Source organism: Flavobacterium sp. CECT 9288 (assembly GCF_918731615.1).
Lineage (GTDB): Bacteria > Bacteroidota > Bacteroidia > Flavobacteriales > Flavobacteriaceae > Flavobacterium.
Genome location: NZ_OU957226.1, coordinates 123,563 through 142,427 on the forward strand (window position 1 = coordinate 123,563; position 18,865 = coordinate 142,427).

Consider the following 18,865-nt stretch of genomic DNA (forward strand, 5'->3'; position numbering starts at 1 on the left):
TGTGTCTCAAATGAAACTACTTGCAAGTATTACCTCAAAAATACCCAAAAAACTAGGTCCTGAGCAGCTTTTTATGTTGACCATATTATTGGTAAACGGAGGGAATTATTTGTACAATCTTATTTTGGGGAGGCTTTTAGGTCCCGAGGCATTTTCTGATGCGGCTATATTAATTACACTCTTACTGATACTTTCTTTTGTTGGGATGACTTTTCAAATAGTTGCTGCAAAATATGCTGTTCTTTTTCAAGAGAACAAGTTGTTATTGTTTCTTAAATTTATTTTGAAATATGCTGTTATACTTGGCATTATTCTAGGTTTTGGCATTGTGTTTTTTCACAAGGAACTTCAAGCACTTTTTCATACTCAAACCGCCTCTATGTTTTATATTTTTGGTTTTGGTGTTCCCTTGTATTTTGTCATGAGTGTAAATAGGGGTTTGTATCAAGGTCAAAACAACCTTTCTCGATTAGCTACTACTTACCAAACCGAAATGGGGAGCAGGTTGCTATTTACAATTCCGTTCTTATTGATTTTGCCTTCAATTCCTAGTTCTGTTGTAGTTGCTATAGGTATTTTACTGTCTTTTGTAGCTGGATTACTTCCATTTCAAAAAACAATTTTTAGTAAAGTTGAGGCTAATAGCAATGCTAGTATCAATCACAAATCTATTGTGGTGTTTTTTGCGTTGACAGCGTTTTATGAGTGTACACAAATCATTATTAATAATAGTGATATTATACTTGTCAAGCATTTTTTTAATAACAAAGATGCGGGTTTGTATGCATCACTTGCCTTAATAGGGCGCGTGGTGTATTTTGTGGCTTGGATGTTTGTAATGCTTTTGTTACCTAAAGTGATTCAAATGAAAAAAGACAATCAGGATACGCTTCCTATTTTGCTTAAATATGTGAGTTATATTGTGGTTTTATCTTCCTTTATTGTTTTGTTTACCGCTATATTTCCAAATTTCGTAGTGCAAATCATGTTTGGTAAAGCTTATGTTTCTATCTCTTACTTACTTTGGAAGTATGCGCTTGCAACCTCACTTTTTGCAGTGGCTAATATTTTTGCCTACTACTATTTATCCTTGAATCAATATGTTCCTGTTGTTGTATCGGCAGTTTTGGGATGTACACAAATTGTTTTAATTATTTTTTACCATAACTCTTTGGAGCAAGTGGTTCACATGCAAATTATTGCCATGGTAACTTTACTTTTTTTCCAGTTGCTTTACTTTATTTATAAAAACCGATTCGAACACAATAAAAAAACCAGCGCCTTAGTATAAAACCAAATTTAAGACACATGAAACTAGCCGTAATTACAGCTTTCCCACCCAGCAAAGTAACCTTGAATGAATATGGATATCACTTAGTTAAAAATTTTGCACAAAAAAATGAAATTTCAGAAGTGATTTTGCTGTGTGATAAAACTCAAGATGCCAAGCAACTGGACTTTAAAAACAGTGATAAAGTGAAGGTGAGGGAATGCTGGTCATTTAATAGTTACACCAACATTATTTCTATCATGGATGCCATACGTGCTGAAAAACCTGATGCTGTTTTAATTAATTTACAGTTCATGAAATTTGGCGATAAAAAGGTTCCAGCGGCTTTAGGACTCTTAATTCCATGGATTTTAAGAATGAATTCTATCCCAACAGTTTCTCTATTGCACAATATTCTTGAGCAAGTAGATCTAGAAAGTGCCGGATTTACAGATAATAAATTAGCGCAGCGATTTTATAATTTCGTAGGGACTTCATTAACTAAATTTATACTAAAATCGGATGTTGTGGCCGTTACTATCAATAAATATGTAGATGTATTGGTAAAGAAATACAATGTAAATAATGTTATAGTAATTCCACACGGAACTTTTGATACCATTGACGAACCTTCGTTTGATTTGGTTCCAGGACCCAAACAAATTATGGCTTTTGGAAAGTTTGGAACTTACAAAAAAGTTGAAATATTAATTGAGGCAGCAATTCTTATAAGACAACACAATTCAGAACCGATAGAAGTAGTTATTGCAGGAACTGATAGTCCTAATACTCCTGGTTACTTAAAAGGAGTTCAAGAAAAATACAAAGACACGCCAGGGATTAGATTTACTGGATATGTTGAAGAAAAAGATGTACCAGTTATTTTTGGTGACAGTACTGTTGTTGCTTTTCCATATACATCTACCACGGGAAGTTCAGGAGTGTTGCATCAAGCAGGAAGTTATGGTAAGGCTGTGGTAATGCCAGACTTGGGCGATCTTGCTTTATTAGTTGAAGAAGAAGGGTACAAAGGCGAGTTTTTTAATCCAGAAAGTGCCGCTTCACTGGCCGCCGCTCTTGAAAAAATAATCAATAACGATGAAAACCGTAAGGCTATTGCCATGCAAAATTTTATAGCTGCTAGCGCCTTATCTATGGGAACTATTACAGATATGTACTTGTCAACGTTTAAAAAAATTATAAAATCTAAACTTTAATTCGAGATGTATTTATAAGCGGGTTTGTTCTTGCCTTTAACATCAATGAACCCAAATTGTTTTTGTCTGTTTTTTTGCCAAGGCCATTTTCCAGCTACTTGATCCGGTACTTTTGGGAAATCATATAATGTCCAAGACATAAAGGAATAGTTGTTTTTCTTGAAATACGTTTGCATTTTTTGGTGGTATTGGGCTTGATTTTCTAAACTACTTTCCCATAAATTCCAAATCCCGCCGTAAGATGGAACTCCAAATTCTTGGATTACAACTGGTTTTTTTAAAGTTTTAATTAAAGTATTGGTTTCATACTCTAAGTGTTGCATGTCATTGTAAAAGTGATACGAAACAAAATCTACTTTATCAGCCAGTTGTGAGGCAGCAACAGAGTTTGACCAGCCAATAGTTATTAAATGATTAGGATCATTTTCTCTGACAACCGTTACCATGTGGTCAAGCCATTGCAAAACATTTTCTTTACCTCTGTTTTCAAAATCTAAATTAGGCTCGTTTTTTAAATCCCAAGCTATGATTGCTTTATGGTCTTTAAATGTTGATACTATTTGCTCTGCATGTCTGTGTGTTAAAGTCCAACTGTCTAATGAGTAATCGCTGTAAAAATCAAATAAGGTTACCATAACTCCTAGATTTTTGGCTGCAGCCAAATCTAAAAGGGTTTTAAGTTTAACCATCTTTTCAGGATTTATATTTGCTTTCCCAAAATCATCGTATTGAATAAAAACCCGTATAGAGTTTAAATTTGATTTTTTGATGATGTCAAAATCCTTTGCAATAGTATCCTTGTGAAATTGTTCCCCAAAGGTATCCCAAGCTGAATTTTTTGGATAGTAATTAATTCCTTTGATTACAAATTGTTTTTTGTTTTTAAGAATTTTATCCTCCTGAATACTGTACTCGGGCTCTGGTTGTATGGAGTCTTTAGCAAATGGAGAGGGTTCCATTTTTTGAAAATGACGCACACGCCAGTAGCCATCTTCAAGCAGCATCATTACTTTGTATGTTGCGGTGTCTTGTACCGTGGTTAGTAACTTTTTATTGAGATAGATTTTTTGAAACTCAATCACGTTTTTATCTGTAAAAACAACTAGTTGTCCGTCTTCACTGTAGAATTCTAATTCAGGAAAGTGTTTTAGTGTGGTGTTTTCTATTGTAATTTCTTGTGCTTTATTGTGTTGAATGACTTTGTATAGATTATCACGAGTATTCATGGTATAATAATCGTCAATGCCTTTTGGGATGTTATTTTGTAGAGCTTTGTTTTTTATATGCCAAGAAAAAAGGTAGTCCCGTTCAATTTTTCCTAGTGTGTTTTTCTCCATTTTACGCGCTGGATTTTCAATTTTGGTCCAGGTCACTTTTGGTAAGTATACATCCTCGCTTTTTGTTTCAAGGTGTAACATGGCACTTCTGTCAGCACCAGTATTTAAGTAATCCAAAATTTTTGCCATACCAAATAGCGTAAAAATACTAATCACGATAAACGATAGTATAAAGGCCGCTTTGTAAATATTTCGGTTATTGATAATTTTCATACGGTATGGTTTCGGTTTTCTTGGTTACGCCAAGAGTGGTAATTTCAAATTGATATGCGGATTGTTTGTAAAAAGGAGGTAATAGTATAAATGTAGCTAATCCTTTGGCACTTTCAACAATTTTTGTTTCTATTAATTTATTTTTATGAAATATTTTTAGTTCTACTTTTATTCCATCAGGAACTATTTGATTCATGAAACTTGTTAATGGTCCTACCACAATTTTTCGATTTTTTTCAAGAAACTGATAGGGAAAATCTTTTATCAATGCTTGATACGCAATTTGTATTGGTTTGCTCTCGGCCATCCCCGTAACATAGGCTTTTACCGTATAAATTTCTTTGTGATCCGGATGCAACAACTGTGCAATTGCCACGCCATTTATTGTGGCTGCAAATGTTTTAAGGAAATTATTATTTTTTGTAGTGACTTGAAATGTAACTAAGGTTCCGTCTCCTACTAAATTGCCAAATTGATCCTTAATGACCGAAGTTCTTAGTTTGGTAATTTGATTTCCATCTGCAAATTGATGGTTTCTAGCATAATCAATAGTAAAGTTTGTAGCTATTGATGGCGTTATATCTGTTTCAAATTCCTTTGATAATGCCGTATTGCATTGTGTTGAAATTAGCATTTTCCCCGAGACTGTTCTGGAGTAAATGTTTTTCCATGCTATAAAATCAGCCGTTTTCTTAGTGGTAACAGTAATGTCATCTAGGAATTGATCTTTTATAAACACAGTGGTGTTGTCTGTTTTTGGGTTGTCATAACTGTCCGTGGGGATTGCAACCATCATTGTGTAATGATCTTGCCCTGTGAGAATGGTAGTTGGACCCAAATAATTTTCAATCAAAGTAGGCGTGACATCATTAGGAACAATTTCAAATTGTCCAGCCGCAATATTCTTTCTATCTTGGATAAGATACCAAGAAACAGTTCCCGTTTTTTTGGCATACAATTCGGGAATACTAAACCGCAATTTATTCTTGTTAACTTTTCCCTTAACGATTGTTTTTCCGTAGGAATGAATCAAAAATAAATCAGCGTTTTTAACCGCTTTTAGTGAAGAAAACTGAAGTAGTATTGGGGTTCCCGCAGTAAATTTTTTTTGGGATGTATCCAATGTAATTGTAGCTGCAGTACTAGTTGTTTTTACAACTGCAAAAACGACTAGGCAAAAGATACAAAGGAGAATGACTGCTATTTTTTTCATTATTTAGGATTACCAATATAGTTGTTCAATTCAATTTTAACATAACTAAAACCTTTTCCGTTTACTTTTTGTAAAAGTTCTTTCTCCATGGCCTTATTTCTATTAGGAACAATAGTTTGCGCCAGATCTTTATTGGGTAAACCATTTACAAAACAATTTTCTAGCGATGAAAGTATTATTTTACAACGCGTTAAGTCAAGTAATGGATAATCAAAATATTGCTTGCGTTGTACCCGAATACCTTCTCTAACAAAATAATGATCAACGTATAAAAGTTCTTTTTCTTTTGTGTAATAAGACACAATCAATTCTGGAACGGTTACTTCTTGAATCCCATAATTAAAAAGTGTACCCTTAAGATGGTTATTTTCTACCACTAGGTCAGAAAGAGCTACTTGTATATAAAAATCTGTTATAGCTACATTTCCTGCTGATTGAATGTCAAAGTTAGACGGTGTTTCGGCAATATTTTTAGGGGTATATTCATTAGGGTTGAATGTGGTAGGCTTGTGTACTTCTTTTTTTAACCAAGAAATCTCTTCAAAGTTTACTTTAAAACTAGTCGTTTCTTTAGGTAAAATTTTATGTTTAATAGCGTCTTTGGCATTGAATGTTGCCAATTCTTTGTCGTATTTATTATACAAAGTAGACTTTACAATAACATCTGCAGGACTGTTATCAAGGTTTTGTAATTCCCCTACAATCATGTATTCATTGTTATACTGAATTAATTTGGCCGATAGGATTTCAAGCTCTGGTTGCTTTAATACATCCTCATGATAGGTTTGTTGGGTCGTAATTTTTCGTCGTCCTTGTTTGTAATACTCTGTTAAATTGCTAGATAAAAATTGATCAGGTGGAATGTCTAATGGCATTTTTTGAGGAAGTATAAACCATTTTCCGTTGCGATTGATAGTTTCGTGATAGTAATCCTTATTGATAATTTCTAAGGGTGTAATCCATTTTGTTTTAGCAACTAGCGTTGTTCTCTGATTTGCTTTTTTAATAATTTTAATTTCTATGGCATCTAGTTTTGCATATGAATTTAATATTCCATCAGCAACAGATGTTTCCAGCATGAATTGTGATATCGAGAGTTTACTTTTTGGGTCAATAAAAGAATGTGCTTTTTCATAAAACTTAAAATCGAGAGCATCATAATAGCTCTTAACTACATTTTCAGGGCTTATTTGGGTAGCATTGGCGATGTAAGTTTTATATCCGCCAAAAGCCATAATGATGAACAACACGAGAACCCAAAAATGTAAAACACCAATGAGTTTTAGGGGAAACTGGGTATAGGAAACGTTAAACTTAAAAAAGTCTGGTTTTGGTTCGTCTTTAACTTTTAAGGCTTTAAAAAATATACTTTGCACATTCACAACAAAGGCTATGATAATGGTAAGTATTGGTATAATGCCCCACATTAGTTTAAGGTATACTGGAACCTCATCTTTAGGAAGTACTTTTGGCAAAGGAGCAATATTAAGTCTTTCCCAAACCATAATGCCGTTTTCTAATTGAGAAAGGCGGTGCCATCCACAAAAATAAAGTATGGGATCATAAAATTTATCATTAGAAAACACATACTTTAAATTGTATTTTTCAGGTACGGTTAAAAATTGTTGCAAAGAACCAATTCCTTCCATACCTCTAAATTTAGAATTCTCAAGTCGCTCTATTGCTCGTGAGGTAAGCTCGGGTAATCTTCGGGCGGAATGGTAATTTCCATCAACCGTTTTGGCATTGGTTTGTGAGGATAACGTTGCCATTTGATCCCCAAAACCTAAGGGTAAATACCGCCATTGATCGTGCTGATCTTGATTTAAAAAGTTGACTAGCGGGAGTGTATTTATTTTTTGGGGTTGAAAAGGTCTAAAATAACCTAGAGTAATTGTAAAACTGGCAAAAAATAAAAAAGAACCCGCAAAGGCTGCACCAAGAATTCGATGGTAAATATTCCCAAATTTATTTTGAATAGCCGTTTTTAAATCGCCTTCAATTAAGCGGTATACAAACTCTCCAGACATGGGTAAACTCATAATAGAAGCCCAAAGGGTAAAACGGTCAAGCGTAAGAATGTTAAACGCATTTTCTCCTAAAACCTTAAGCGGTATGGGCGTTGTACCTCCAGTTCCTAGTATGGTGAGCAAAGTGATTGACAATCCAAAACAAATGTATCTTTTGCTGAAATAACGGTAAAATACATAGGGTAAAATAAAAAATAGGATTCCCCAGGGTATGACAAAAAACATTAACCCAGATGAGGTTACTTCTAGAAAATTATCACGGCTGCCATGAGGTATGGGTACTTGCGTGATAGGGTTTGCCTTAGAATTTACCCAATACGGAAAAATACAAAAGACAATAAGCACTAGTGAACCAGCTCCAAAAATGATTATCCTTTTTAAGAGTTTGAACAAGGTTTGTACAAATAATTTGAATCGTATTTCCTTATAGGAGTTTACCTTTTCCCGAGATACATCCATAACAACAGTACCTATCAAAGGGAAAATAAAGAAAACCATCCCAAAAATAGGGGTTACATGATGGGAACAAATGGTTACTGCAAGCAATGAAAAGGCACTAAGAAGGTTCTTGATTTTGCCAGTTTTTATCCAAAGATAGATTTCGGGCATACAGTGCATTAATATTGACACACCCACGATGCTAGGCAATTGCCCAAAAATATGCAAGGTTTCTACAAACGATGACGAGAAAACGGCCACGAGGGCAGCATAACCAGCTACCGTTCTATCGGCAGTAATCAATAGGGTATAGCGGTAAACTCCTGTTATAAACAAAAGAATACCAATAATGGCCACGGTAAATAAACCAAACTTTAAACCACCTAGTAGCGATAATAATCCTATTGCCTGATGCACTAGTGGCGGATACCCCATTACTGTAAAACCGGTGTACCAACTGTAGTTCCAGGGTTCAAACCAACTTGTAGCATAATGATTAGCAAAAAACATATGAATCAATGCATCATACGTACTTTCTAGTGTGAAAAATATGGCACTACCATGAAAAACCACTCCTATAAGAAGGGCTACAATTAAATATTTATTTGATTTTTCAGTAGACATCCAGTTTGTATTGATGTTTTTGTAAATGTATTAATAAAACTGTTAATTTAACGCTAGATGGCAGTCATTAACAAAGATTTTATTGTGTATTTCAAATCAAATTTGATATATTTACGATAACCAATCTATCTTAAACTCATAAGTATGAAAATATTAATTATTGACGATCAGGAGTTAGTGATACTCTCTTTAGAAAAAAGCCTTGTCGATTTAGGTTACGAAGTATTTTCAGCCAATACCATTTCTGATGGAATTAAAAGCTATGATTTGCATCTGCCCAATCTTGTTATAGCTGATATTAACATGCCTTATTCTAATGAAAAGGAAATCACTAAGGAAGAACTTAATGTGTACAATGGTCTTGAAATTGCAAAACACATAAAAGTAGTTAGAGGGCATAATACTCCCGTTATGATTTTATCGGGTAATACAGAGGAGGATATTATTGTAAAAGGATTTGATTTAGGAGTTGATGATTACATGAAAAAACCACTCAGTCTAAGTGAGATAGGAGCGCGTGTAAAACGGTTGATAGGTGTTGGCGGTAAGCCGGCTAAAATAACGCAAAAAAATCAAATCATTCAAAACAACTGTATTGGGGTTGTAATTCCATGTTATAATGAGGAACTTCGTTTGTTAGGGGACGACTTCAAAGCTTTTATTAATTCAAATTTAGGATACCATTTGTGTTTTGTAAATGATGGTAGTAAAGATAAAACCCTTGAAGTTCTTGAAAAATTAAGAGAAGGAAATGAAGATCACATTAGTATTTATGATTGTGAAAAAAATGGAGGCAAAGCCGAAGCAGTACGATTAGGGATGCTTCACCTAGCCAAACAAGATCAATTTGATTACATCGGTTTTTTAGATGCGGATTTATCTACAGATTTTGAAGATTTTCATGACCTTGTAAACACCATATCTACATCAAATTTTAAATTAGTTAGTGGGTCTAGAATGGCCCGTATGGGTGCTGATATTACTAAAGAATCTGCTCGTGCCATTATTAGTAAAATCATTAATTTTATCATTCGAAAAACAGTTGGTATGGAATTTAATGACACGCAATGTGGTGCTAAAATCATGAGTAAAGATGTGATTGAAAAAACCTTTCAAACCAAGTTTTTGACCAAGTGGTTGTTTGATGTAGAAATTTTAATGCGAATGAAACAAGTGTACGGGGACGAAGAAACTAAAAAACTAGTTTGTGAACAGCCCTTAAAAAGATGGATTCATGCTGATGGATCTAAACTTTCTTTTAAAGATTCCTTGAAAATTGTATTCCAAATAGGCCAAATTGCTATTCACTACAGATAATTGTGTAAAATTAAATTTTAAAATAAGGAGACAAAATTACACACCTTGAGTGCAAAAAAAATAAAATTGGTATTACTTTTGACAGCGTATTAATACAAAGTCTAAAACTACTGTAAACAAAATGATAGATCAAATTAAAAAATTTTTAAACGAAGACCAAGACCCAAAAGCAATCGAAAAAATTGCTGCTAAGCTGAGTGATTTATTAATGAAAAACGAGGAAGTAGGGTATATAGCGGTACAAAAAAAACCCGCTATTACGGTCTTACCAGACAGTATTGTCCTTACTAACAAGCGAATCATTATTTGTCAGCCTAAAAACCTTGGGCTATCTATGAACTTCATTGATTATACTTGGGATGAAATAGAGGGAACTTTTGTTAAGGAAAACATTTTAGGATCTGAGTTTTCATTTACTACACGCACTAATATGGAAGTATCTATTGATTATATTCCAAAAATACAAGCGCGTAAAATTTTTACGTATGCCAAGGAGCAACTTGATATTTTAAAAACAGGTGCTATAAGTGCTATAACTGTTGAGGAAGTGCAACCAGCTACCGTTGTTCCTGATGCTGAAATCATAGAGGAAATGGAAACCGAGGAAGTAACCAGTTTTGCCGAAATCATGCCTGTAGCACAGCCACCAGTCTATAATTATGAAAAGGAACAAGCGCAAGCAGCGCCAGAAACAAGTAAGGAAGTAGGACTTGCCGGTTTATCTCAAGACGAATTGTTTGAAAAACTACAGAATTATAAAAAACTACTCGATAACGGCTTGATCTTACAAGGCGAATACGATGCCTTCAAGAAAGAAATTTTGAGTCACATGTAATAGTGTTGGAGTCTTAAAGTCAAAAGTCCTAAAGTCAAAAGATAGTTTACTTTTGATTTTAGGACTTTCATTTTTTTAGTTTGAAATATAATTCTAGTAGGCACCTAAATAAAAACTACCCGAAGCTGCTTTTAGTTTTGCACCTTTTGTAATAGTTTTAGTTCTCCAGTTTACAATGTAAATATTACCATCTTTACCAGCCGGAGTAAAGGGTAAATACACGTTATCACCTACAAGGCCTATGTTTTGAAATTGTCCAAAAGTAGTTGTTAATGCGGGATCAGTTTCAACTTCTGTTGCTAACTTTGTTGCTGTTCTAGTATTTAAATCTATCAAAGCAACATATCCACCATTAGTTCCTGTTACGGTGTACATCACAATTGCAATTCCGTCTTTAATATACCTCCACGCTTTAATACTCGCTCCTGTAGTATTTAATGCAGTGTTCAAATTAAAATGATAAGATGGGTCATATTCGTTGGTTGCTTTACTGATTCTAAGAATGTCTGGACCAGCTGTAGCAGTTGCTTGGTACAAATTGCCATCAGTACCTACATACTGTGTCAAGGTGCGGTAACCTAAGTTATCAATGATGCTTTTATCAGAAATGATAATTTTCGGATTTTTTAAAGAAGGATAATCCACCACATACGAAACTGTTCCTAAATCTCTATTCGTAGTAGTTGCCCAACCTGTAATGGCGCCAGTTGTAGCATTTGTAGTTACGGTACCATTAACATTATGTCTTCTTATGCCGACACCTATGAACAGTTTAGTTTTCGATTCGTTTAAAACGGGTACATCCGCTCTCCAGATGTGGTATCCTTTTGATTCTAAATCGACTCCTAAATCAACATTGATCGATCCAGTATTTGTAATTGCTGTATTGTTCAAGTCAATATTGGCAATTTTAATTACTCCTTTTGGATTTCTATAAACATAATTAGGAGCTGTTCCTGTGAAGGGTTCTAGTGCATCTCCAAACGAGACACCTACGCCCACGCCTTCTGCTGCTTTTACCCAGCGTGGTGAAGTTCCTAAAATTACAGAGGTGTTCAATTCAGATCCTACTTCTTCAAATTTTCCAGCGCCTGTTACGCTGTATTTATTAAAAACACCGCCTTCAGTACCAGTATACTGAATATTGTACAAAAACTTTCCATCTGCTGATGCTTGCACACGGGCAGTTCGGCTTGATTTTAATGCAAAACCTTCCACGTAAGTAGATCCGTTCAGTTTAAATAAATCAACTACATAATCTGGATTTGCTGCATTTTGAGGTGTTATCGCATAAGCGCGCGTTCCTCCGTTTCCAGCTGTTCCTGCTGCATCTGGGAATGATCCAGTAAGCGTAATCCATCGTGTGGCATCAACTGCTGGAGGTGTAACTGTTTCTGAGTCGTCATTGCTGCAACTTCCCAAAGAAAATGCTGTCATTACAGTACTTAAGACAGTTATTTTAAATAGATTTTTTTTCATGATATTGATTTTAATTTGATTATAAAAATGTACTAAAGGTGTAATTCAATTTGAAATAGATTCCTCTACCAGGTTTTTGTATCGAAAAGTTGTCGTAAATCTCGGCGTTCATAATATTTTTTACGTCTACGCTAGCAATGAGCTTTTTGGATGGAAATCCGTAACTGATACCGATGTCATGAGTGAATTGACTTGGAGTTAAGGACCAATCAGGTTGTCCCCACACTACATAATATTCACCTACAAAACCGGTGTTGTAGTAAAGATTGAGTACCGAATTTTTTTGCAACACATTATTAAGTCTGTATTGAATATTGGCATTAGCCGTCAAAAAAGGTTCGTTTGGGACTTGTTGACCAAAAAAAGTATGTGGCAAACCATTATTGTCTCGTTCTAGCTTGAATATATTATTGAATTTCGAAAAATTTACAGAGGCATTCAATTTGTTATTGAACACGTAAATAATTTCGGCTTCAAAACCACGCGCTTGTGTTTTACCAAGATTCACATATCTTGTGGTTTGGATATCCGCATCTGATTCCTCTTCAATTTCAGATACATCAACAGCTTGCTGTGTGATTTTATTAAAGCCGTTTCGCCAAAAGGCATTGGCATAGAAAGATATTTTGTGTTTTTTAAAATCAATTGGGCCCCATCTAAAACCTAAATTGTAGTTGATGTTTTTTTCTGGTTCTAAGGTAAGGTTGGATAAGATATTAATTTCAGGTGCTCCAAACAATTGGTTTTCGGTAGGCATAATATAGGAGTTTTCAGTGGAGCCAATGATAAATAGTTTTTCTATCACTTGATAAGAAGCTGTTGCTCCATATCCAAAATTATAGTCTGACGTACTACTTTCACGCTGTACAATCGTGTTTACTCCATCAATAGTCACAATCTCATATTTTGTTTGATTGGTTTTGTTTGTAGTGTACTTGCCTAGTAAATTGGTAATTAATTTTTTGTTGAAACTTTCGGCTTCATAGTTTAAGGAAACAATATTTTTTGTAACCAAGCTTTTGGTAGCAAGTTCTCTGAGGGAAGGGTTTAATAAATCTTCATCTTTTCTGTTGGTCGCTTCGAATTTATGATTTAGAGAAATACGATGTCCGCTCGCGATAAGATAACCTAAGTTTGATCTTGCATTTGTAATTTTTCTATCGGTATTGGTAATTGTTTTAGGACCTTGCTGTCCGCCATTGGTACGCAAAGGAACTCGCTCGCCAAACTCAATTACTTCTCTTATGGTTCCGTCCCAGTTGTATGCATAGCTTATGGTGTCTTGCAGGTAGGTGCTACGTTCGCTTCGTACCGCATTGATATTCAGAGCTAAATTTTGAACTAAAAAGTTTTTTTTAGTATAATTTAGTAGTAATGCATGTGATTTAGTTTCGTTAAATCGGCCCACATAGGGTACAGCCATAGTAATGCCGTGCGGAATCTCAGTGTAATTGCTTGATCCGTTGTAACCTATAAAAAATTGATCAGCCCATTTCGTATCTGTGAAGCCAGCTTCAAAGCGTCCTCCTACTGCTTTATAAGTATTGTTGAATCGTTTGGCTCTATAAGGTCTGGTAATTTGCTGCAAATGATTTACAAATGTGGTTGACCTGCCCCAAGTTTCAAAACTATTATCCGTGTAGGTATAAAAGCCAGAACCTCTAAAGGAAAGACCCGATTTTTTGTCTCGCAAAGTGACTCCTAAATCAGATTGAAAAGTTTGAAACGAGCCGTAAGACACTGCTGCAGTTGCTGTATTTTTTGAAACATCTTTTTTAAGAACTACATTTATTGCTCCTCCTACGTAATCGCCTGTTAAATGCGAAGGCAAAATACCTTTGTAAACCTCAATACGTTCAATCATAGCGGGAGGAATATTATTTAAATTGAATGAGGAGCCAAAAGTTGATATTTCTATTCCGTCAATAAACATTCCTATAGCACTGCCAGACATTCCGTTTAAGTTGTACTCCACATTAGATCCTATGCCGCCATTTTGCCTTACCCTAACTCCTACAGATCGATCAAGTAATTCATTAGTAGTTAAGTTGCGTAAGGAGGCTTCTTTGGTTTCAATAATGGCTACTGCAAATCCACTTGTCTCTAATTTTTGTTTTTTAGGTTTTCCTTTTACGATGACACTTCTTAGGTTTTCAGTAATAGTGTCATTTGCGTTAGTTTTATCAATTTTAAAGTTTTTGTTGTTAGTGTTGCTTGTTTGCGATAAGGCGGGGAGCAACGTAAATAGAAACAACAAGAGATAGGTATATTTACTAAACATGTTTTTTTTAAATGTAATATTTAACTAAAAATAATTCTTAATTAGACTTAATATAAATAATTTTGTGCAAAAATACCGCCTTCATCCCTGTATCGAATAGGGAAAAACGGATTATAACTTTGTAAAAACGGATTATATTTTGAAACTTATTTCAAGAATTGTAGGACAACAACAGCCCATTTTATCACTAGATACCAATGAGTATGAAAACGCTGGAGGTTTGTTTTGTAGTGAAACTATTCAGGCAAAGAATGACGAAACAGATCAAATTACATTTCAGTATCACGTAGCAGATGGTGTATTGATTCTTAACGCACAAATGTTTTTTGCAGTAGCAACAGCCATCGAAGTTCATATTGTGAATGAAGCTATTGTGATGAATTTTTTCTCGAGTTCACATACAATGGCTCAAATAGAAGATCTTGAGGGTGATAAAAATTCTGTGGAGCACACACACAATATTTTTTACGCTTCTAATTTTAAGGCAACGTATACTATTCCCGCCCTGCAAAAACTCGATTGTTTTACAATTATTATGGCTCCTGATTACTACTCGAAATTAATTGATGCCAATTGGGAACTTCATGAAGTTTTTTCAAAGCACATTAAATCTAAGATTACGAGTTATTTGTCAAATGAATATGCGCCTTTTAGTTCTGGAATACAATGGATTCTTCATGAAATTAATACTTGTAAATTTGAAGGGCTTGTGAAAAAAATGTATCTAGAATCTAAAATTAAGGAGCTGCTCATTTTTCAATTAGAGATGTTAACTAATGCAGATGATAAGGTGGTTAGTGATGATGAAGATAGGGTTAAGCTAGATCAAGCCAAGGTCATCTTGCAAGAAAATTATACAAATGCTCCGTCGCTAGCGGCGCTTTCCAGAACTATTGCACTGAATGAGTTTAAATTAAAAAAAGGATTTAAATCGTGTTTTAATTGTACCATAAAAACGTATGTAACGCAACTCAGAATGGAACGTGCAAAAGAATTACTTAAAAATGAAATTTTAAATGTAAGCGAGGTGGCGTATCAATGTGGCTACAAAGATGTATCCCATTTTTCGGCTGCATTCAAACAGTTTTATGGATTTACGCCGGTTAGTTTTAGACAAAAGCAATAAAGAAGTTTTCTAGAAAAAGTCTTAAAGTCGAAAGTCATAAAGTCAAAAGGCAGTAAAATATCTTTTGACTTAATGACTTTCGACCTTTGACTTAAAGCGTTCTCTTTTGCTTCTCTACAAAATTATTAGACTGTAATTCTAATAGATCAGTGGCGTTTTTACGCTGTAGGTCATACAGTTTTTTATCATCGGCGATGTCAGCATATACTTTGTTATGCATGCTTTCACTTGTTTTTACCAGAAGAGACCTTTGGTATTTGTCTTGTTCAATGGTTGCTTTTAATGCGGTTTCAAGATCTTCTAATTTAAAATCATATTCGCCTTTTGGAGCCAAAAGTTTTGCAATAATTGGCGAGGTTTCAATGGCTAAAAATAGCAACATTATAAAAAACGATGGCAACCAAGGCAATTTGTTCAAGGCATTAATTCGGGCCATTAAACCATCAAATCCATCAATAATAGGTTGAGTTTCGGTCACTTTTTTGTCTAAATCAGCTTGTAAAGTTTTTGTGTTTTTTTCCATCTCAGCAATTTTGGCCAAGTTGATTTTTTGTAATGTGTCTAATTCTTGTTTGGCCAAATCATGCTTGGCAATTTTTTCTTTAAAAACAGGACCTTTGCCTAGTTTTTTGGTTCCTGCTGTTCCTTCTGCCTCTTTGATATAGGTTTCGTATAAGGTATTAACCTCTTTTTCTTTGGTTGTTATTTCTAATTTCAGCTTGTCAATTTCAGCTTTGTTTTTGTCTAAATCGCTTTTGAAATACGTAGCTACCTCTATTTTATTGGCTAAAGCCATCGCATTTTTCTCTTTCAACAAAACAGTATTGATTTCTTTTTCGAAAATTTTAATTTCTAAGGGTTTTGAGATTACAATGGCAATGATTACCGCTAAAATAATTCGGGGTGTAGCTTGTAAAAATTCGGCACCAAACTGATCTCGTTTTCGAATAGTAGAAACAATAAAACGATCCAAATTAAAAATAAGAAAAGCCCAGACAACTCCAAAAGCAATTGCTGGATAAACACTGTCAAATACGGTGAATAGGGCATAAGCACTGGCTAAAAAAGCCATAACGGCTGTAAAGAATACGGTGGCACCTATCCCTACATATTTTGTTTGCTCACCTTCTGAACAGGTTTCTAGAAGGTCTTTGTCTGCGCCTGAGCATAGAATAAAAAATTGTTTTAACATGATTGTAGATTGTTTTGATTGATTTGTGTTTTTTGTCACAAGGACGTTTTGATTACTTACAAATTTAACGCCAAAAAACGAATCGCATGCTAAAATGTTGATTTCTTTTGTCTTACCGCATAAAAAAAGTAAAGCCGCTCTTTACGAACGGCTTTACAAGTGTTGAATTATAATTAACTTATGCTAGTGGAGCACCTGCCATAATCTCTGGATTGGCAAATTCTTCAAATTTTGCAAAATTTTCTTTGAATTTTTGAGCAAGTTCTAATGCTTTTTCATCGTAAAGCTCTGGGTTTTCCCAAGTATTTCTAGGATTCAAAATTTCACTAGGAACATTAGGACACGATTGTGGTTTTGCAATTCCAAAAACTTTGTGGTTCTCATAAGCTACATTATCAAGCTCACCGTTAAGTGCTGCTGTGATCATGGCTCTTGTGTATTTTAATTTCATACGGCTTCCTACTCCGTATGCACCACCAGTCCAACCTGTATTGATTAACCAAACCGTTACATTCGCATCTTTCATTTTTTTGCTTAACATTTCAGCATATTTCGTTGGGTGCAAAGGCATAAATGGCGCTCCAAAACAAGCCGAAAAATTAGGCTGTGGTTCTGTTACTCCTGCTTCTGTTCCTGCAACTTTAGCGGTATAACCAGATATAAAGTGGTATGCTGCTTGACCTGGTGTCAGTTTTGCAATAGGAGGCAAAATACCAAATGAATCTGCAGTTAAGAAAAATATGTTTTTAGGATTGTTACCTATAGATCCTGGTTGGATATTGTCTATATGTGTTATTGGGTAGCTTACGCGTGTGTTTTGAGTGATGCTTACATCTTCAAAATCTACTTCATTGGTGCCGTCTTTAAACACTACATTTTCAAGAATAGCTCCTTTTTTAATAGCTCTAAAAATGTCTGGTTCGTTTTCCTCGCTAAGATTAATTACCTTGGCGTAGCAACCTCCTTCAAAGTTGAAAACGGTATTTTCATTAGTCCATCCGTGCTCATCATCACCAATCAATTTACGTTCTGGATCAGCTGATAAAGTTGTTTTTCCTGTTCCAGACAAACCAAAGAAGATAGCTGTATCTCCTTTTTCGCCTACATTGGCACTGCAATGCATAGGCAATGTGTTTTTGAAAACAGGTAAGATGAAATTCAATGCAGAGAAAATTCCTTTTTTCATTTCTCCTGTATATCCTGTACCGCCTATTAAAACTACTTTTTTAGTAAAGTCTAAGATAGCAAAATTACTTTGACGTGTACCATCTACAGCTGGATCAGCCATAAAACTTGGTACACAAAGTACCGTCCATTCTGGTGTAAAACTAGCTATTTCTGATGCTTCTGGTCTTAAAAACATATTGTAGCAAAACAAGTTTGCCCAAGGAGTTTCGGTTACCACACGCACATTTAATCTGTAATTTGGATCAGAACATACGTAAGAATCACGTACATAAACTTCTTTATTTGATAAGTAAGCAGTTACTTTATTGTATAGTTTTTCAAAAGCAGCAGGCTCAAACGGAATGTTTACTTTACCCCACCAAACTTTATCTTCGCTTATGCTATCACGCACAATAAAACGATCTTGTGGAGAACGGCCTGTATATTCTCCTGTGTTTACGGCTAAAGCTCCTGTAGAACTCTCAACTCCTTGACCTGATTGTATTGTAATATTGTGTAATTCTTCTGGAGATAACTGGTAATGAATGTTTACGTTTTCAATTCCTAAATCTGTTAACGAAATCGATTGCGAGAAATGCATAGTATTGTCCATAAATTTAGTGTGTATAGTTACATTTAATAGACTACAAAAGTAGAAATTAAATTTCAGTTAGCCTTTAATTCTGATGATTTTGTGATTTTTTATCAAATATTGATGTCAATAACACAAACCAAGCAATAATTAGTAGGAGACCGCCTATTGGCGTTACGAATCCGATAATTTTAAAATCGAATGAAGTGAGGCTGTTGGTAGCCAAAAGATAGATAGATCCTGAGAATAATGTTACGCCCGAAAGCACTAAGTAATAAATGGCTTTTTGCTTTTTTTGTGAAAGCGCATCATAGTTCCCTATGAAAAGTAAAAACAAAGCATGATACATTTGGTAACGCACTCCAGTTTCAAATGTTACCAATTGATCTATTGATAAAACTTTTTTCAAGGCATGCGCGCCAAAAGCTCCTAAAATTATAGCAATCATTCCTAAAACAGCACCGCTGGCTATGATTCTTTTTTTCATGGGTCTTGTATTTAGTACAAAAGTATTTGATCTCAAATGAAATTAAA

The 18,865-nt window shown here is 34.7% G+C and carries 13 protein-coding genes; 5 read left to right on the forward strand and 8 right to left on the reverse strand.

Going from position 1 to position 18,865, the window contains the following annotated elements; genetic code table 11:
* Nucleotides 1–10 precede the first annotated feature (10 nt).
* Together LQ189_RS00535 and LQ189_RS00540 are read left to right on the forward strand one after the other, a co-directional pair.
* Nucleotides 11–1,291 carry a sugar isomerase gene (locus tag LQ189_RS00535; RefSeq protein ID WP_230153841.1) on the forward strand — a complete coding sequence of 427 codons (1,281 nt, stop codon included), beginning with the start codon at nt 11–13 and terminating at the stop codon, nt 1,289–1,291.
* Between the two features lie 17 nt (nt 1,292–1,308).
* Entirely contained in the window at nt 1,309–2,487 is a 1,179-nt protein-coding gene (locus tag LQ189_RS00540; RefSeq protein WP_230153842.1) for a glycosyltransferase, read from the forward strand.
* Here LQ189_RS00540 and LQ189_RS00545 read toward each other — a convergent pair.
* The 3 genes from LQ189_RS00545 to LQ189_RS00555 are packed head-to-tail and all read right to left on the reverse strand — an operon-like array spanning nt 2,484 to nt 8,342.
* Complete coding sequence (locus tag LQ189_RS00545) at nt 2,484–4,037, reverse strand: glycoside hydrolase family 2 TIM barrel-domain containing protein (protein ID WP_230153843.1); 1,554 nt, start codon at nt 4,035–4,037, stop codon at nt 2,484–2,486. The two genes, LQ189_RS00540 and LQ189_RS00545, sit on opposite strands and share 4 nt — an antisense overlap.
* On the reverse strand, nt 4,021–5,250 hold the full coding sequence (locus LQ189_RS00550) for a hypothetical protein (RefSeq protein WP_230153844.1): 1,230 nt from the start codon (nt 5,248–5,250) through the stop codon (nt 4,021–4,023). The genes LQ189_RS00545 and LQ189_RS00550 overlap by 17 nt, the downstream gene beginning before the upstream one ends.
* Nucleotides 5,250–8,342: a hypothetical protein gene (locus tag LQ189_RS00555; RefSeq protein WP_230153845.1), complete on the reverse strand. Its 3,093-nt coding sequence runs from the start codon at nt 8,340–8,342 to the stop codon at nt 5,250–5,252. Before LQ189_RS00555 ends, LQ189_RS00550 begins: the two co-directional genes overlap by 1 nt.
* 144 nt (nt 8,343–8,486) lie before the next feature.
* On the opposite strand from LQ189_RS00555, the gene LQ189_RS00560 reads away from it, so the two are divergent.
* The gene (locus LQ189_RS00560; RefSeq protein ID WP_230153846.1) at nt 8,487–9,659 is read left to right on the forward strand and encodes a glycosyltransferase; all 1,173 of its coding nucleotides are present in this window, start codon (nt 8,487–8,489) and stop codon (nt 9,657–9,659) included.
* Between the two features lie 121 nt (nt 9,660–9,780).
* Nucleotides 9,781–10,494: a PH domain-containing protein gene (locus LQ189_RS00565; protein ID WP_230153847.1), complete on the forward strand. Its 714-nt coding sequence runs from the start codon at nt 9,781–9,783 to the stop codon at nt 10,492–10,494.
* 93 nt (nt 10,495–10,587) lie between these two features.
* Here LQ189_RS00565 and LQ189_RS00570 read toward each other — a convergent pair whose 3' ends face one another.
* Nucleotides 10,588–11,973, reverse strand: a complete 1,386-nt coding sequence (locus LQ189_RS00570) for a hypothetical protein (RefSeq protein WP_230153848.1) — start codon at nt 11,971–11,973, stop codon at nt 10,588–10,590.
* A 19-nt stretch (nt 11,974–11,992) separates the two neighbouring features.
* The gene (locus LQ189_RS00575; RefSeq protein ID WP_230153849.1) at nt 11,993–14,254 is read right to left on the reverse strand and encodes a TonB-dependent siderophore receptor; all 2,262 of its coding nucleotides are present in this window, start codon (nt 14,252–14,254) and stop codon (nt 11,993–11,995) included.
* Nucleotides 14,255–14,393: 139 nt separating this feature from the next.
* On the opposite strand from LQ189_RS00575, the gene LQ189_RS00580 reads away from it, so the two are divergent.
* Nucleotides 14,394–15,380 carry an AraC family transcriptional regulator gene (locus LQ189_RS00580; protein ID WP_230153850.1) on the forward strand — a complete coding sequence of 329 codons (987 nt, stop codon included), beginning with the start codon at nt 14,394–14,396 and terminating at the stop codon, nt 15,378–15,380.
* Nucleotides 15,381–15,471: 91 nt separating this feature from the next.
* Here LQ189_RS00580 and LQ189_RS00585 read toward each other — a convergent pair whose 3' ends face one another.
* From LQ189_RS00585 to LQ189_RS00595, 3 genes are all read right to left on the reverse strand, one after another.
* Entirely contained in the window at nt 15,472–16,572 is a 1,101-nt protein-coding gene (locus LQ189_RS00585) for a DUF4407 domain-containing protein (RefSeq protein WP_230158591.1), read from the reverse strand.
* Nucleotides 16,573–16,750: 178 nt separating this feature from the next.
* Nucleotides 16,751–18,352, reverse strand: coding sequence for a phosphoenolpyruvate carboxykinase (ATP) (gene pckA, locus LQ189_RS00590; RefSeq protein WP_230153851.1), 1,602 nt, complete (start codon nt 18,350–18,352; stop codon nt 16,751–16,753).
* Between the two features lie 64 nt (nt 18,353–18,416).
* Nucleotides 18,417–18,818 carry a DUF423 domain-containing protein gene (locus LQ189_RS00595; protein WP_230153852.1) on the reverse strand — a complete coding sequence of 134 codons (402 nt, stop codon included), beginning with the start codon at nt 18,816–18,818 and terminating at the stop codon, nt 18,417–18,419.
* Between the last annotated feature and the right edge of the window lie 47 nt (nt 18,819–18,865).

Coding starts and splice junctions, on each gene's coding strand:
- LQ189_RS00535 (WP_230153841.1), top strand. CDS start 11: ATGAAACTACTTGCAAGTATTACCTCAAAAATACCCAAAAAACTAGGT.
- LQ189_RS00540 (WP_230153842.1), top strand. CDS start 1,309: ATGAAACTAGCCGTAATTACAGCTTTCCCACCCAGCAAAGTAACCTTG.
- LQ189_RS00545 (WP_230153843.1), bottom strand. CDS start 4,037: ATGAAAATTATCAATAACCGAAATATTTACAAAGCGGCCTTTATACTA.
- LQ189_RS00550 (WP_230153844.1), bottom strand. CDS start 5,250: ATGAAAAAAATAGCAGTCATTCTCCTTTGTATCTTTTGCCTAGTCGTT.
- LQ189_RS00555 (WP_230153845.1), bottom strand. CDS start 8,342: ATGTCTACTGAAAAATCAAATAAATATTTAATTGTAGCCCTTCTTATA.
- LQ189_RS00560 (WP_230153846.1), top strand. CDS start 8,487: ATGAAAATATTAATTATTGACGATCAGGAGTTAGTGATACTCTCTTTA.
- LQ189_RS00565 (WP_230153847.1), top strand. CDS start 9,781: ATGATAGATCAAATTAAAAAATTTTTAAACGAAGACCAAGACCCAAAA.
- LQ189_RS00570 (WP_230153848.1), bottom strand. CDS start 11,973: ATGAAAAAAAATCTATTTAAAATAACTGTCTTAAGTACTGTAATGACA.
- LQ189_RS00575 (WP_230153849.1), bottom strand. CDS start 14,254: ATGTTTAGTAAATATACCTATCTCTTGTTGTTTCTATTTACGTTGCTC.
- LQ189_RS00585 (WP_230158591.1), bottom strand. CDS start 16,572: ATGTTAAAACAATTTTTTATTCTATGCTCAGGCGCAGACAAAGACCTT.
- pckA (WP_230153851.1), bottom strand. CDS start 18,352: ATGGACAATACTATGCATTTCTCGCAATCGATTTCGTTAACAGATTTA.
- LQ189_RS00595 (WP_230153852.1), bottom strand. CDS start 18,818: ATGAAAAAAAGAATCATAGCCAGCGGTGCTGTTTTAGGAATGATTGCT.